Origin of the sequence: Paraburkholderia pallida (genome assembly GCF_004524855.1) — a bacterium.
In the GTDB taxonomy this organism is placed as follows: Bacteria; Pseudomonadota; Gammaproteobacteria; order Burkholderiales; family Burkholderiaceae; genus Paraburkholderia; species Paraburkholderia oxyphila.
On the sequence record NZ_CP038150.1, the window covers coordinates 1,114,020 to 1,128,647 of the forward strand.

A 14,628-nucleotide genomic window follows, 5' to 3' on the forward strand; every position below is an offset into this window, starting at 1 on the left:
GGGTCAGAAGTCCTTCACGAGCCGCAGCGCGTCGTAGATCGCGCCGTGGATGTTGTGCATCGAGATGCAGTCGCCAACGCGGAACAACAGGAAGCGGCCATTACCGAGCTCCTCGGAAAGACACGGCTGCGCTTCCGAAGCGAACAGCTTGTTCACGTCGACCTGGCCGTGATTCACCGATTCGTTCTTGAGCTTCCAGTACAGCTCGTCGTTCGGCCGCGTGCCGTTCTCGACCACCACCTGGTCGACCGCGCGCTCCTCGAGCTCTTCCGTGTACTCGTTGCGCAGCACCGCGATCTTCTTGTCGCCCTCTTCGTAGACGCGATCGAGCCAGTAGTTCGGCGTCAGCACCGCGCCTTGTGCGTACAACCGGCGATAGAAGATCGGGAACGTCGTGCCGCCGACGTCGTCCGCCACCTTGACGTCCGGCGTCACGATTTCGACCTTCGACCCGCGGCTCGCGAGGAAGTCGGCCACGCCCGAGCCCGCATGCGTGCTGATGCCGTCATAGACCAGCACGTTCTGCTTCGGCTCGACCTTGCCGTTCAGGATGTCCCACGCGCTGACCGCGAGACCTTCCGCCACGCCCCAGCCCGGCACCTCTTCCGTGTAGCTGTGGCCGCCCGTCGCCAGCACGATGATGTCCGGCTTTTCGGCCATGATCATCTTCTCGTCGGCCGCGACACCGAGCCGGCGATCCACGCCCAGGCGCTTCGTCTCCATGTCGAACCAGCGCACGATGCCGGCCATCTGCTCGCGTTGCGGCGCCTTCGCCGCGATCATGATCTGGCCACCGACTTCGGCGTTCTTCTCGAACAGCACGACGTCATGGCCGCGCGAGCGCGCGACACGCGCCGCTTCCAGGCCCGCCGGGCCCGCGCCCACCACCACCACCTTGCGCTTCGGGCCGCGCGACTTCTCGATCACGTGCGGCATCGTTGCTTCACGCGACGTTGCCGCGTTCTGCACGCACAGCACGTCGAGGCCGTTGTACTGGCGGTCGATACAGTAGTTCGCGCCGACACACTGCTTGATTTCGTCCTCGCGCCCGTCGCGGATCTTGATCACCATGTGCGGGTCGGCGATCTGCGCACGCGTCATGCCGACGAGATCGATCATCCCGTTCGCCAGCAGGCGCTCCGCCTGGCCCGCGTCGCGGATGCTCTGCGCGTGCATCACCGGCAGCTTCAGCACCGACTTGATGCCCGCGGCGAGGTGCACGAACGGTTCCGGCGGCAGCGCCATCGGCGGCATGCAGTTCACGAGCGTGTTGTGCGTGTCCGCGCCCGAGCCCACCACGCTGATGTAGTCGATCAGGCCGGTCGCTTCCATCGCCTGGGCGATTTCCTTCGCGTGCTCGTGGTCGATACCGTTCTCATGGAATTCGTCGCCGCACATGCGCAGACCGACGCAAAAGTCACGGCCCACGGCTTCACGCACCGACTTCAGCACTTCGATGCCGAAGCGCAGACGGTTCTCGAAGCTGCCGCCCCATTCGTCGGTGCGGAAGTTCGTGCGCGGGCTCCAGAACTGGTCGATCAGCTGCTGGTGCGCAGCCGAAATTTCGATGCCGTCCATCCCCGCGCTCTTCACGCGGATCGCGGCGGCCGCGAAGTCCTTGATGATGCGCTTGATTTCCTCGACTTCGATGATCTTCGCGTTGCCGCGGTGCACCGGCTCGCGCACGCCCGAGGGCGTCACCAGGTGCGGCCAGTGCTCGCCGTGGTAGGCATTGCGGCGCCCCATGTGCGTCGCCTGGATCATGATCTTCGCGCCGTGACGGTGCATCGCTTCAGCGAGGCGCGACAGCGGATCGATGACCTTGTCGGTCGTCAGGTTGACCGACTTCCACCAGCCCTGCGGGCTATCCATCGACACCGGGCTCGACCCGCCGCAAATCGCCAGGCCGACGCCACCCTTCGCCTTTTCCTCGTAGTAGCGGATATAGCGGTCGCCCGGCAGGCCGCCCGGCTCGGCATAGACCTCGGCGTGCGCCGTGCTGACAATGCGGTTACGCAGCGTCAGCTGATTGAGCTGGAGGGGTTTGAACAGGTTGGGATAGCGCATCGCAAGCGACCTCTGGCGTTCGTATGTCTCGTGTTACTCGGTGTAGTTCTTTGTGTCAGTGGGCGATCGGCGACACTTCGAAGACGCAGTGATCGTGGTTTTCGGCCGCGCACTGCACTTCCTTCGATTGCGAGCGCGGCGCGCCCTTGCCTTCCGGCGTCGTGTCGTTGACCCAGTCCATTGCGCCGGCGAACCAGCCCGCGAACATGTAGCAGAGCTTGCCCTCCTTGCCCGGCTGCTGGAGCACGAACGACGAATGGCGCAGCTCGATCTTCGCGTGCGCGCTCGACGGATCGGCCTCGATGATCGAGAACAGACCCCAGCCGCGCTGCGACAGGCGCTTCAGGTAATGCTCGAACACCGCCATGCCGGTCAGGCCGTGCAGCTTCGCTTCCTTGTCGCACCAGTGATACGCGGACTTGTAGCCGGCCTTGTAGAGAATTTCCGCATACGCCTCGACGCCGAGCGCTTCCTCGACAGCAACGTGATTGTTCGTGAAGAAATGGCGCGGAACATACAGCATCGGCAGCGCGTCGGTGGTCCAGACACCGGTTTCGGGATCGACGTTGATCGGCAGTTGCGGTTGCATCGTGGTGACTCCGTGAGGGGAAAAAAGCCGATTGCGTCGTTGCGCAGGCGCGGCATCGCCCGTGTGCCCGCGCGGCTTGCGCGGGCACGTCCCATGTTTTGTTTGCTGTTTGTTCGCTGGCTCGACTGCTCTGCGGCTTACGCGCCCCAGACGTCCTTGTACACACGCACCCAGTTCTCGCCCATGATCTTGCGGATGCGCGACTCCTTCCAGCCGGCGCATTCCATCGCGGCAGTCAGGTTCGGGAATTCGCCGATCGTGCGAATGCCTTCCGGATTGACGATCTTGCCGAAGTTGGTCAGCTGGCGATAACGGCCCTTGTCATGCGTGAGCATGTCGAAGAACTCTTTCGCGTAATCCTGCGTGAAGTCCGTGCCGATCCCCACCGTGTCTTCGCCGGCGATGTTCACGACATAATCGATCGCCTCGATATAGTCCTCGATCGTGGATTCGATCCCGCGCTTGAGGAACGGCGCGAACATCGTCACGCCAACGAAGCCGCCCGCGTCCGCGATCTCCTTGATCTGCGCATCGCTCTTGTTGCGCGGATGGTCTTTCAGGCCCAGCGGCAGGATGTGCGAATAGCACACCGGCTTCTTCGAAAACGCGATCGCTTCCGACGACGTGTTGCCGCCGACGTGCGAGAGGTCGACCATGATCCCCACGCGGTTCATCTCGGTGATCACTTCGCGGCCGAAGTCGGACAGCCCGCCGTCACGCTCGTAGCAGCCGGTGCCGACCAGGTTCTGCGTGTTGTAGCAAAGCTGCACGACGCGCACGCCCATGTCGGCGAACGCTTCGATATAACCGAGGTTGTCTTCGAACGCGTGCGCATTCTGGAAGCCCAGGATGACGCCGGTCTTGCCTTCCTTTTTCGCGCGGAAGATGTCTTCGGTCGTGCGCACCAGCGTCAGCAGTTCGCTGTTCTCGCGAATCTGCTTCTTCATCACGCCGATGTTGTCGACCGTCTTCGTGAAGTTCTCCCACACCGACACGGTGCAGTTCGCAGCCGTGATGCCGCCCTTGTGCATGTCTTCGAATACCGGCCGCGCGAACTTCGAAATGTTCAGGCCGTCGATGATGATGCTGTCCTGATGCAGCGTGCTCATGTGTCTTTACTCCAGTATTGTCTGACGTCGATGCGGGTCGAATCGGGTCGATGTTCTTGGGCGACAGGCCCGGCACGCTGCCGGGCCCATGGATCATCAATAGATCGGGAAGCGTTCGCAGAGCGCGAAGATCTCGCGGCGCACGCGCTGCTCGGTGGCGGCGTCGCCTTCCGGATGCTCGCGCAGCGAATCGAACACTTCGAGGATCAGGCGGCCGATCTCGCGGAACTCCGCCACGCCGAAGCCGCGCGTCGTGCCCGCCGGCGTGCCCAGGCGAATGCCCGAGGTGACCGTGGGCTTTTCCGTGTCGAACGGGATGCCGTTCTTGTTGCATGTGATGCCGGCGCGCTCGAGCGCCTGCTCCACTTGCGCGCCCTTGAGGCCCTTGGGCCGCAGGTCCACGAGCAGCAGATGGTTGTCGGTGCCGCCGGTGACCAGATCGACGCCGCCCGCCTTCAGCACCTCGCCCAGCGCCTGGGCATTGGCGAGCACGTTGTCGATATAGGTCTTGAAGCTCGGGTCGAGCGCTTCGCCGAACGCCACCGCCTTGCCGGCGATCACGTGCATCAGCGGGCCGCCCTGCAGGCCCGGGAACACGGCCGAGTTGATCTTCTTGGCGATGTCTTCGTCGTTGGTGAGGATGAAGCCGCCGCGCGGACCGCGCAGCGTCTTGTGCGTGGTGGACGTAACGACGTGCGCGTGCTCGACCGGGTTCGCATGACGGCCGGCGGCGATCACGCCCGCGATATGCGCCATGTCGACCATCAGCTTCGCGCCCACGCTATCGGCGATCGCGCGGAAGCGCGCGAAATCGAGCTGACGCGGATAAGCGGAGAAACCGGCGATGATGAGGCTGGGCTTGTGCTGCTGCGCGAGCTCTTCGACCTGGTCGTAGTCAATGCGCATGGTTTCGCGGTTCACGCCGTACTGCACCGCGTTGAACCACTTGCCCGAAAGCGCGGGCTTCGCGCCGTGCGTGAGGTGGCCGCCCGCGTCGAGCGACATGCCGAGGACGGTGTCGCCGGGCTTGGCCAGTGCGAGCATGACCGCGCCGTTGGCCTGGGCGCCCGAATGCGGCTGGACGTTGGCGAAGCCGGCGTTGAAGAGTTGCTTGATGCGCTCGATCGCCAGCGACTCGATATCGTCCATGAATTCGCAACCGCCGTAATAGCGCTTGCCCGGATAGCCTTCCGCGTACTTGTTGGTGAGCACCGAGCCCTGCGCCTCCAGCACGGCGCGCGACACGATGTTTTCCGACGCGATCATTTCGACCTGCGACTGCTGCCGCTCGATTTCTTTCAAAATGCTTTTACGCACCGCGGAGTCGCGCTCGGCTAGCGGCTGCGAAAAGAAAGCTTGAGTATTCGACATAGAGCATCCGTGACGATGTGAGATGAAAGGCCGGCACCGCTTCAGGCCCCGCCCCGCCTGGGTTTCCCGCTGGTGGGGACGGTGGCGGTTGACGGCTCTATTCTTGTCGTTCGGATTTATGGTCGATGTATGAATTCAGACGCGTTCTTTTCCTTTTCCGCCATCGGCGTCCATTTTTCACAAGTAAGCCCGGACGCTGACCATAGGTGGAATGGTTTCCGATCCAAACAATCGTCATACGTATTCGTGGTGAATAAAAAGGCCCCCGGAGTTGCCACGGATTGGGTGTCCTCCGGAAATACCGACCTGTATTTTTGACTGGCTTGAATTAGGGTTTAGCCGCATGGCACACTGGACCTGCCAGATTCCAGAATTGCGGTAGCCTGGCCCCGGCTTCCGGCCCACGGCTTCAGAATGAAAGGAATCGTCCCCCCATGTTGCCCGACCGATCGGCGTCACTGGCGCATTTCGCGTTCATGCCGCTGCCCAACTTCACGATGATCGCGTTCACGAACGCCATCGAAGTCCTTCGTATGGCTAACTACCTGAGCGGCCAACCGCTATACAGGTGGTCGATCATCAGCCCTCAGGGCGGACAGGTCATGGCGAGCAACGGACTCTCTATCGATACCGGCCCTGCCGAATGTGCGGGCCAGCCCGATATCGTGTTCGTGTGTGGCGGCGTGGATGTGCAGCGTGTGACCACGCCGGAGCATCTTTCCGCGTTGCGGCGCTTTGCGCGTATGGGGGTCACGCTCGGGAGCCTGTGTACCGGTACGTATGCGCTTGCCAAGGCGGGCTTGCTGGCCGGTTATGCTTGCGCGATTCACTGGGAGAACATGTCGGCGCTGAAGGAGGAGTTTCCGTCCACGCGGTTTCTCAAGGAGCTCTTTGTGGTCGATCGCGACCGCGTGACTTGTACCGGTGGCGTGGCTCCGCTCGATATGATGCTCAATCTCATCACGCCGCGTGTGGGCACCGCGCGTGTTACGCAGATTGCCGAGCAGTTCGTGGTCGAGCATGTGCGCGATACCAGTGCGCAGCAGCGCATGCCGTTAGTCGCGCGGCTTGGGTCGGCGAACAAGTCGCTGTTCGAAGTGATCTCGCTCATGGAGAACAATATTGAGGAGCCGCTGTCGCGGGAGGAGCTCGCTCGGCTCGCGAATATGTCGCAACGGCAGTTGCAAAGGCTCTTTCATGAGCATCTTGGGATGACGCCTACGCATTACTATCTGACCTTGCGGTTGCGGCGGGCGCGTGAGCTTTTGCTGCAGACTGATATGTCGATTATGCAGATCACCATGGCGTGTGGGTTCCAGTCTGCGTGTCACTTCAGCAAGAGCTATCGTGATGCGTTTGGGAATGCGCCTACTGGGGAGCGACGGAAGCGCATCGCGCCGCTTTCTGGGGTGGATACGCCGGTGTTGACTAGCGTCACGTCGCTTTCTACGCATTAAATTGCGTTTTTTTGTTTGGCCGGTGGCCTTAACTTGTATTCGCGGCGGGCCGCAGGCGTTGCCCCTGTGCGGGGCCGCACCTACTTTTCTTTGCAGCCGCAAAGAAAAGTAGGCAAAAGAAAGCGGCTCACACCGCCAGTGTGACGCAGTCCACCACTGCGCTTCCAATCGGAGCGGCTCCGGGGCATCCGTCTCCTCGCACATTCCTCCTTAGTGACAAGGGGCTCATCCTTCCCGCCACGCGCTACGCGCGGGCGGAAGGGTCTGCAAGGAAAACCGAGCGGGCCGGCCGGCGATTGCGTCAGGGGTGCCGCCCGGTAAATCCGCGGCGGCGCTAACCGGTAAATACGCTGGGATGCTAACCGGTGAATGCGTTGGGGTGCCACCGGGTAAATGCGCGGCGGTGCTGACCAGTAAATGCGCTGGCGTGCTAACTGGTGAATGCGTTGGGATGCTAACCGGTGAATGCACCGGCGTGCTGACTGGCGAATGCGTGGGCGAGCGGTCAAGCGGTCAAGCGGTCAAGCGGTCAAGCGGTCAAGCGGTCAAGCGGTCAAGCGGTCAAGCGAATATATTTGAGCGCGACAAACGCGTGTACATCCCACTGGTTTTGGATATACCCCACGGCGCGCGCAGCGCCGCCGGATGGATGAGCCCTTAGTCACTCCGCTATCCGCCGCGTGGCGACAGACGCTCCGGAGCCGCTCCGAAGGACAGGGCAGTGGTGAACTGCGTCACACTGGCGGTTTGAGCGGCTTTCTTTTGCCTACTTGTATATTCCCTTCTGTGACGTCGACCTGATCAGTTGCCGTCACAGGGACAGTCAGCTCGTCTGCCTACCGTGCCTCGAGCACGCAGAAAAGCTTGAGCGACTGTCCTTTTCATCCTCCTAGCCCGAACAGTTGACTGAGCCCCGAGCTCGTATTTTTCTGCAAGTATGGGTACCGTGATGAACCACTCTCATTCCGTTTATATCGGCATCGACGTCAGCGGCACCGCGCTCGATGTTGCCATTCATGACACCACCGAACATTTTCGTGTCGACAATGAGCCCCGCGCCATTGAACAGCTGGTGCAACGCCTGATCGCGTTGAACCCCACGCTGATCGTCCGGAAGCCACCGGCAAGCTTGAACTCGCCCTGCTCAGGGCCCTGTGCGAAGCCGGCCTGCCCGCTGTCGCGGTCAATCCCCGGCAGGTTCGCGACTTCGCCCGCGCAACCGGCACGCGCGCTAAAACCGATCGCATCGATGCCTTCGCCATCGCTCATTTCGCCGCGGTCCTCAAGCCCGACGTGCGCCCGCTCAACGATCTGCAGACGGAGCAGTTACAGGCCCTGCTGCTGCGCCGCGCCCAGCTCATCGAGATGCTTGTGGCCGAGAAAGCTCGTCTTGAACGCGCCCATGCTGCTGCGCGGGACAGTCTGAACGAGCACATCAAATGGCTCAAGCTGCAGATCAAGATCGCCGACAATGACATCGATTCATTCCTGCGCTCCTCGCCCGCGTGGCGCCAGAAGGAAGACCTGCTACGCTCTGTGCCCGGCATCGGTCCCGGCGCCGCCGCGACGCTGATCGCCTTCATGCCCCAGCTCGGGTCCCTGAACCGCCGCGAGATCGCTGCGCTCACCGGCGTCGCCCCCTTCAATAGCGACAGCGGCAAGCACATCGGCAAGCGCCGTATCCGGGCGGGCGCGCTGTCGTGCGGCGCGCCCTCTATATGGCCTGCGTGCCCGCGCTGCGTTTTAACCCTACCATCCGGGCGTTCTATGACCGGCTACGCAAGGCTGGCAAACCGTTCAAGGTAGCTATCACGGCCTGCATCCGCAAGCTCGTCGTCACGCTTAATGCAATGGTTCGTAACGCCACGCACTGGAGTCCGCCGCTCAACTGAGTTTCATCACGCATTGCCCCGTTGGCGGGCAGTCCGGGCGCGATCATCAATCGTGCGGTATGCGCTCGCCTATGCATTGCTGATAGACGTGTCGGCAATCCAGCCTCTGCCAGCCAGCAACCGCTTGACTCCCAATACGGTTGCTTTTCTTTGCCGCGGCAAAGAAAAGTAGGTGCCGCCCCGCACAGGGGCAACACCTGCGGCCCGCCGCGAATACAAGTTAAGGCCAACGCCATAAAAACCGGCAACAAAAAAAGGCGGCCCAAAAGCGCCGCCCGCTTCCATCACACGCTATCGCGCAGTATCAACCAACCGCGCTCAAGCGGCCAGCAACCCATGCGGATCGATCACAAATTTCCGCGGCGCACCGCCATCAAACTTCTTATAGCCTTCCGGCGCATCATCCAGCGAGATCACGGAAACATTAACGATCTTCGCGATCGGCAAACGATCAAACAAAATCGCCTGCATCAGATTCCGGTTGTACTTGAGCACGGGCGTCTGCCCGGTATGGAACGTGTGCGACTTCGCCCACCCAAGCCCGAAGCGGATGCTCAAGCTACCATGCTGAGCAGCAATATCCTTGGCACCCGGATCATCGGTCACATAAAGCCCCGGAATCCCGATCATGCCCGCAGGGCGAGTAATCTCCATGAGCGAGTTGAGCACCGTAGCCGGCGCCTCTTCCGAATGCCCCGAAGCACCATGCCCGTGCGCCTCAAAACCCACGCAGTCCACCGCGCAATCAATCTCCGGCTTACCCAGAATCTGAGCAATCTGCTCGCCCAGCGAAGCATCCTTCGAAAGATCCACAACCTCGAACCCCATCGCCTTGGCGTGCGCGAGACGCTCCGCATTCATGTCGCCAACAATCGTGCATGCCGCGCCAAGCAAACGCGCCGAAGCAGCCGCCGCCATCCCCACAGGACCCGCGCCAGCGATATACACCGTCGAGCCCGGCTTGACACCCGCCGTCACCGCGCCGTGATAGCCGGTAGGCAAAATATCGGAAAGGCAAGTCAGGTCGCGGATCTTCGACATCGCCTGATCCTTGTCCGGGAACTTCAGCAGATTGAAATCGGCATACGGCACGAGCACATACTCGGCCTGCCCGCCAATCCAGCCTCCCATGTCCACATAGCCATACGCGCCGCCCGCGCGCGACGGATTCACGGTCAGGCACACGCCCGTGTGCTGCTCGCGGCACATCGCGCAACGTCCGCACGCAACGTTGAACGGCACCGACACCAGATCGCCAATCTTCAGCGTCTCGACGTCCTTGCCAATCTCGACCACTTCACCCGTGATCTCGTGACCCAGCACGAGACCGACCGGCGCCGTGGTGCGGCCGCGCACCATATGCTGGTCCGAGCCGCAAATGTTCGTGCTGACCACCTTGAGAATCACGCCATGGCCGATCGCGCGCCCGCTCGGATCAACCATCTTCGGATAGTCGATCTTCTGCACTTCGACTTTGCCCGGTCCTTGATACACGACGCCACGATTGCTCATCAGCTTGTCTCCTGTCGATTCGAAGTGAGTTAGCACTGCGTTGCGCTTGCAATGCCGCGCATGCAGCGATATCTGGAGCGTAGCCCGCCGCACCTACCCCGCGATGTGCAAAAGCCGACGCGCGCTTGCACGGCGCCGACATCGGCTGGGGCTATCATGCGATGCGGCGCACTACGCGTTATGAACGTCCCGCCGCGCTCCATTGCAGATAGTCGGCGCGCGTCCAGTCGAGCGACACGCCGATGCGCCGCGTGCCCGGCCGGATCTTCGGCTTGTGCACTTCGATCGTCAGCGAGTCCAGCGCCGGCCACTCGCGAAACGAGAGCGCCGCAATATCGGCCACCAGCGTTTCCAGCAGCCGCGTATGCGGCTTCTTCGCGAGAAACTCGGCTATGCGTGTGCAATAGCTCTCATAGTCGATCCAGTCGCTCTCTTCTTTCGGCATCGAGCGGTAACCGAGCTGCGCATCGATCACGAGCGGCTGCGGTTGCCCGTGCTCGTGCGGATGAATACCGATGCGCGCGGGCACGCTCAAGCCCTCGACGAACACGCTCCAGCCGCGCCCGCGCGCGGGCGGCGCGTCGAGCGCGGAGTGCGAACCCGGCGCCGGATCGAACGTTCCGTCGACGATCTTCATGATGCGAGCGACGCGGCGGCGTCGAGCATGATGCGGCAGAAGTAGTCGGCGAAGCTGCGGCGCACGACGATCTCGAAGCGGTCGCCGCCGGTGGGGATCAGCACGATCGAGGCCTTGAAAAAGACGCTCTGCGCGCATTGCCCCTCTTTGAACAGACGCGGATGCAGATCGAGCGGGCAACCGCGCGAAAGCAGCTCGCGCGTGCGCGCGCCGTCGATCTCCACCACCGTGTAGCCGCTGCCCACGTCCACCGCTGCGGCGTACGCCTCGCCGAATGCGGGGGCGAGCTTCGCCTCGAGCTCGCCCGCCTGAACGGCCGCGTTAGAGCGCACGAACCATTCGTCGGGGCCGAGCCACAGCACGTCGTAGCCGTTGCCACGCGCGACCGTGTTGGGCTGCGCGGGCGGCTGGCAGCCCACCACCTGGGCGAACGCGTCGACGAAAGCGGGGTCGCTCAGGTCGCCGCGCACGTTCACGAGATCGCGGAACGGCAGCTCGCGCATGGCGAACCCCTTCTGGCCGCGGCCCTCCTGGGCCTTGATTACACCGGCCACGCTGACGCAAGGCGACTCGAGCCGCACCGCTACCGTACGCTCCGCAAGGGGCATCGTATCCATCGTTTCATTCAACATGCTGACGCACCCCTTCAGTGTCATAGAAAATCGGGCTGGTGATCTTCGCCTTCACGCGCCGGCCATCGGCCAGCGAGATCGCAACGTATTCGCCCGTCTTGTTCAGGCCGCCCTTCACCACGGCAAGCGCGATCGAGCGGTCGAGAATCGGGCTGTAGTAGCTCGACGTCACGTGGCCGAGCATCGGCGTGGTGCCGTCCGCCTGCTGGCGTGCATCCTCGGCAACGATCTGGCCGCCTTCGGGCAGCACGAACTTCGCGTCATCGGTTAGCAGTCCGACGAACTGCTTGCGGCCATCCTTCGCGGTGTCCGAGCGCTTCAGCGAGCGCCGGCCAAGGAAGTCCTTGGTCTGCGAAACCAGGCCGCCCATGCCCAGATCGAACGGCGTGACCGAGCCGTCGGTGTCCTGGCCGACGATGATGTAGCCCTTCTCCGCACGCAGCACGTGCATCGTTTCCGTGCCGTACGGCGTGATGTTGAACTCGGCGCCCGCGGCCATCAGCGCTTCCCACACGGCGCGGCCCGCGTTGGCCGGCACGTTCACTTCGTAGGCCAGCTCGCCCGAGAAGCTGATGCGCATGACGCGCGACTTCACGCCCGCCACGGTGCCGTTGCGATACGACATGAACGGGAACGCGGCGTTGTCGAAGTCGATGTCCTTGCACACCTTCTGCAGAACCTTGCGGCTCTTCGGGCCCACCACGGCGAAGGTCGCCCAGTGGTCGGTCACGGAGGCCAGGCGCACCTTCATGTCGGGCCACTCGGTCTGCAGCCAGCGCTCGAGCCACGTGAGCACGCGCGCGGCGCCGCCCGTCGTCGTGGTCATCATGTAGTGCTGCGGTCCGAGGCGCACGGTCACGCCGTCGTCGAACACCATGCCGTTCTCGTCGAGCATCAGACCATAGCGGCACTTGCCCACTTCGAGCTTGAGCCACGGGTTCGTGTAGACCCAGTTGAGCAGCTTCGCCGCGTCCGGGCCCTGAATGTCGATCTTGCCGAGCGTCGAGGCGTCGAGAATACCCACGCCGTTGCGCACGGCGAGGCACTCGCGCTTCAAGGCCGCGTGCATGTCCTCGCCATTCTTCGGGTAGTACCAGGGGCGCTTCCAGTTGCCCACGTCCTCGAACAGCGCGCCATGCTGCTCGTGCCATTCGTGAATGCAGGTCTTGCGGATCGGATCGAGGAAATCGCCGAGCTCGCGGCCCGCCACGGTGCCGAACGTCACGGGCGTGTAGTTCGGGCGGAACGTGGTCGTGCCGGTTTCGGGAATCGTCTTGCCGAGCGCATCCGCGAGGATCGCCATGCCATTGATGTTGCCGAGCTTGCCCTGGTCGGTGCCGAAGCCCATGGCCGTGTAGCGCTTCACGTGCTCGACCGATTCGAAGCCTTCGCGCGCCGCGAGCAGGATGTCCGATGCGGCCACGTCGTTCTGGAAGTCGACGAACTGCTTCGGGCCACGCGGCGCGGCCTTGCGGCTGCCCACGAGCCACAGCGCCTGCAACGGCGTTTCGGCGACCTCCGCGGCCTTCGGCACTTGCGGGCGCGTGGCCGCCAAGCCGAGCGACTTGGTGGCGTCGATGCCCGCATCGACAGCCTGGGTAAGGCCGCGCGCGAGGCTGAATTCGCCCACCGCCGCGCCCACGCTCACTTCCTGCTGCACGCGCTTGCCCGGCATAAAGCAGGCCTTCGCGTCGTTCCAGTGTGCCTTGCCGCCCGATTGTGCAAACAGGTGCAGCACGGGGCTGAAGCCGCCCGACATCGCCACCAGATCGCAGGGCAGGTCCGCCTGCTTCGCGCCGGTCTGGCCGTTCGTGTACGCGACCACTTCGACCGAGCTCACGCGCAGCTTGCCGTGTGCAGCCATGATGGCCGCGTTGTTCATGATCTTCACGCCCTGGCGGCGCGCGGCTTCCTGCAATGCGCCTTTGCCCTGCGCACGCGAGTCCACCACCGTCACGTTCGCACCGCAAGCCTTGAGGTCGAGCGCGCAGCGATAGCCCGCGTCATTGTTCGCGAACACCACGGCATTGCGGCCAGGCAGCACGCCATAGCGGTGGATATAGGTCGACACCGCCGACGCCAGCATGATGCCAGGCAGGTCGTTATTGCCGAACACGATCGGCCGCTCGTGCGCGCCGGTCGCGAGAATCACGCGCTTCGCACGGATCTTCCAGAGCAGCTCGCGCGTGCCCTTGCGCGTCGAGACCGGCAGATGCTCGGTCAGGCGCTGCGTGACAGTCACGAGATTGTGGTCCTGATAGCCGAACGCCGTGCTGCGCGAGAGGACCTTCACGTCCGGCATGGCCGCGAGCTCCGCCTCGATCTTTTCGACCCACTGGATCGCGGAGCGGCCATCGATTTCGGTCTTGCACGACAGGAGGCTGCCGCCCAGTTCGCGCTGGTCGTCGACGAGAATCACGCGTGCGCCGGCGAGGCCCGCCGTATGCGCAGCCAGCAGGCCCGTGGGGCCGCCGCCGATCACCAGCACGTCGCAATGCGCGAAGCACTTGTCGTAGCGGTCGCCGTCGCGCACCTCAGGCGCCTTGCCCAGACCCGCGGCCTCGCGAATCTTCTCTTCATACTTCGGCCACCATTTGCGCGGCCACATGAAGGTCTTGTAGTAGAAGCCCGCGGGCAGGAAGCGCGAGAACTTCTGGTTCACGGCCATGCGGTCGTGCTCGAGGCTCGGCTCCGCGTTCACGCTGGTCGCGATGAGTCCCTGATAGAGCTCGATTTCGGTGGCGCGCGCGTTCGGCACGGTGTAGGCGCCGCGCTCGAGCTGCACCACGGCATTCGGCTCGGCCACGTCGGCCGTCACGATGCCGCGCGGACGGTGGTACTTGAAGCTGCGCGCGACGAAGTGCACATCGTTGGCGAGCAACGCCGAGGCGAGCGTGTCGCCCTGATAGCCCTGATACGTGCGCCCGTTGAACGTGAAGGTCAGCGGAATCGCGCGGTTGATGCGCCCGCCGGCGCCGAGTCGGTTCTTCTGGCTCATCGCTGCTTGCTCCCTTGCGTGCTCTTTTGCGTCCCGTTTTGTGCGCCGTTATGTGTCCTGGCCTGTGCGTTCACCGACGCATTGGCCTTGCCAAACGTTTCGTATCCCTGAATCTCATAGGTGACCGTGTCGCGCGTGGCCATGAACCAGCGGCGGCAGCCCTGCGTGTGCAGCCATTGCTCCTTGTGCACGCCGCGCGGGTTATCGCGCATGAACAGGTACTCGCCCCATTCGCGGTCGCTCAGCGCGTCGGTGTCGAGCGGGCGCGCGATCTCCGCTTCGCCTCCGCAGGTGAATTCGATTTCGGCGCGCGGCCCGCACCATGGGCATTCGATCAGCAGCATGTTGTGTTCTCCAAATCTCG

Annotated in this window: 10 protein-coding genes and 1 pseudogene; 2 read left to right on the top strand and 9 right to left on the bottom strand. The window is 63.3% G+C overall.

Annotated elements, in window-relative coordinates; genetic code table 11:
- Window positions 1-3: 3 nt before the first annotated feature.
- From E1956_RS31530 to E1956_RS31545, 4 genes are all read right to left on the bottom strand, one after another.
- Window positions 4-2,067 (bottom strand): NADH:flavin oxidoreductase, encoded by a 2,064-nt coding sequence (locus tag E1956_RS31530; RefSeq protein WP_134756613.1) that lies wholly within the window; start codon window positions 2,065-2,067, stop codon window positions 4-6.
- Between the two features lie 55 nt (window positions 2,068-2,122).
- Window positions 2,123-2,656 carry a DUF5943 domain-containing protein gene (locus tag E1956_RS31535; RefSeq protein WP_028223341.1) on the bottom strand — a complete coding sequence of 178 codons (534 nt, stop codon included), beginning with the start codon at window positions 2,654-2,656 and terminating at the stop codon, window positions 2,123-2,125.
- 137 nt (window positions 2,657-2,793) lie between these two features.
- The gene (locus E1956_RS31540; protein WP_134756615.1) at window positions 2,794-3,765 is read right to left on the bottom strand and encodes a dipeptidase; all 972 of its coding nucleotides are present in this window, start codon (window positions 3,763-3,765) and stop codon (window positions 2,794-2,796) included.
- A gap of 96 nt (window positions 3,766-3,861) precedes the next feature.
- Entirely contained in the window at window positions 3,862-5,136 is a 1,275-nt protein-coding gene (locus E1956_RS31545) for a serine hydroxymethyltransferase (RefSeq protein ID WP_134756617.1), read from the bottom strand.
- Between the two features lie 383 nt (window positions 5,137-5,519).
- Here E1956_RS31545 and E1956_RS31550 point away from each other — a divergent pair, with 383 nt between their 5' ends.
- Both E1956_RS31550 and E1956_RS31555 read left to right on the top strand, forming a co-directional pair.
- Window positions 5,520-6,593, top strand: coding sequence for a GlxA family transcriptional regulator (locus tag E1956_RS31550; protein WP_232072154.1), 1,074 nt, complete (start codon window positions 5,520-5,522; stop codon window positions 6,591-6,593).
- A gap of 949 nt (window positions 6,594-7,542) precedes the next feature.
- Window positions 7,543-8,485 (top strand): annotated as a pseudogene (locus tag E1956_RS31555) (IS110 family RNA-guided transposase).
- Between the two features lie 318 nt (window positions 8,486-8,803).
- Here the strand turns inward: E1956_RS31555 and fdhA are convergent.
- From fdhA to E1956_RS31580, 5 genes are all read right to left on the bottom strand, one after another.
- Complete coding sequence (gene fdhA, locus E1956_RS31560) at window positions 8,804-10,000, bottom strand: formaldehyde dehydrogenase, glutathione-independent (protein WP_028223770.1); 1,197 nt, start codon at window positions 9,998-10,000, stop codon at window positions 8,804-8,806.
- Between the two features lie 175 nt (window positions 10,001-10,175).
- Window positions 10,176-10,634: a dihydroneopterin aldolase gene (locus tag E1956_RS31565; protein WP_134756621.1), complete on the bottom strand. Its 459-nt coding sequence runs from the start codon at window positions 10,632-10,634 to the stop codon at window positions 10,176-10,178.
- Window positions 10,631-11,266, bottom strand: coding sequence for a sarcosine oxidase subunit gamma (locus E1956_RS31570; RefSeq protein ID WP_134756623.1), 636 nt, complete (start codon window positions 11,264-11,266; stop codon window positions 10,631-10,633). Before E1956_RS31570 ends, E1956_RS31565 begins: the two co-directional genes overlap by 4 nt.
- Window positions 11,256-14,264 (bottom strand): sarcosine oxidase subunit alpha family protein, encoded by a 3,009-nt coding sequence (locus E1956_RS31575; protein ID WP_134756625.1) that lies wholly within the window; start codon window positions 14,262-14,264, stop codon window positions 11,256-11,258. Before E1956_RS31575 ends, E1956_RS31570 begins: the two co-directional genes overlap by 11 nt.
- Window positions 14,261-14,608 carry a sarcosine oxidase subunit delta gene (locus E1956_RS31580; RefSeq protein ID WP_134756627.1) on the bottom strand — a complete coding sequence of 116 codons (348 nt, stop codon included), beginning with the start codon at window positions 14,606-14,608 and terminating at the stop codon, window positions 14,261-14,263. The genes E1956_RS31575 and E1956_RS31580 overlap by 4 nt, the downstream gene beginning before the upstream one ends.
- Window positions 14,609-14,628: the final 20 nt, after the last annotated feature.

Bases quoted from the DNA above. Each gene is read 5' to 3' on its own strand.
- E1956_RS31570 (WP_134756623.1), bottom strand. From the start codon at position 11,266: ATGTTGAATGAAACGATGGATACGATGCCCCTTGCGGAGCGTACGGTA.
- E1956_RS31575 (WP_134756625.1), bottom strand. From the start codon at position 14,264: ATGAGCCAGAAGAACCGACTCGGCGCCGGCGGGCGCATCAACCGCGCG.
- E1956_RS31545 (WP_134756617.1), bottom strand. From the start codon at position 5,136: ATGTCGAATACTCAAGCTTTCTTTTCGCAGCCGCTAGCCGAGCGCGAC.
- E1956_RS31580 (WP_134756627.1), bottom strand. From the start codon at position 14,608: ATGCTGCTGATCGAATGCCCATGGTGCGGGCCGCGCGCCGAAATCGAA.
- E1956_RS31565 (WP_134756621.1), bottom strand. From the start codon at position 10,634: ATGAAGATCGTCGACGGAACGTTCGATCCGGCGCCGGGTTCGCACTCC.
- E1956_RS31540 (WP_134756615.1), bottom strand. From the start codon at position 3,765: ATGAGCACGCTGCATCAGGACAGCATCATCATCGACGGCCTGAACATT.
- E1956_RS31530 (WP_134756613.1), bottom strand. From the start codon at position 2,067: ATGCGCTATCCCAACCTGTTCAAACCCCTCCAGCTCAATCAGCTGACG.
- E1956_RS31535 (WP_028223341.1), bottom strand. From the start codon at position 2,656: ATGCAACCGCAACTGCCGATCAACGTCGATCCCGAAACCGGTGTCTGG.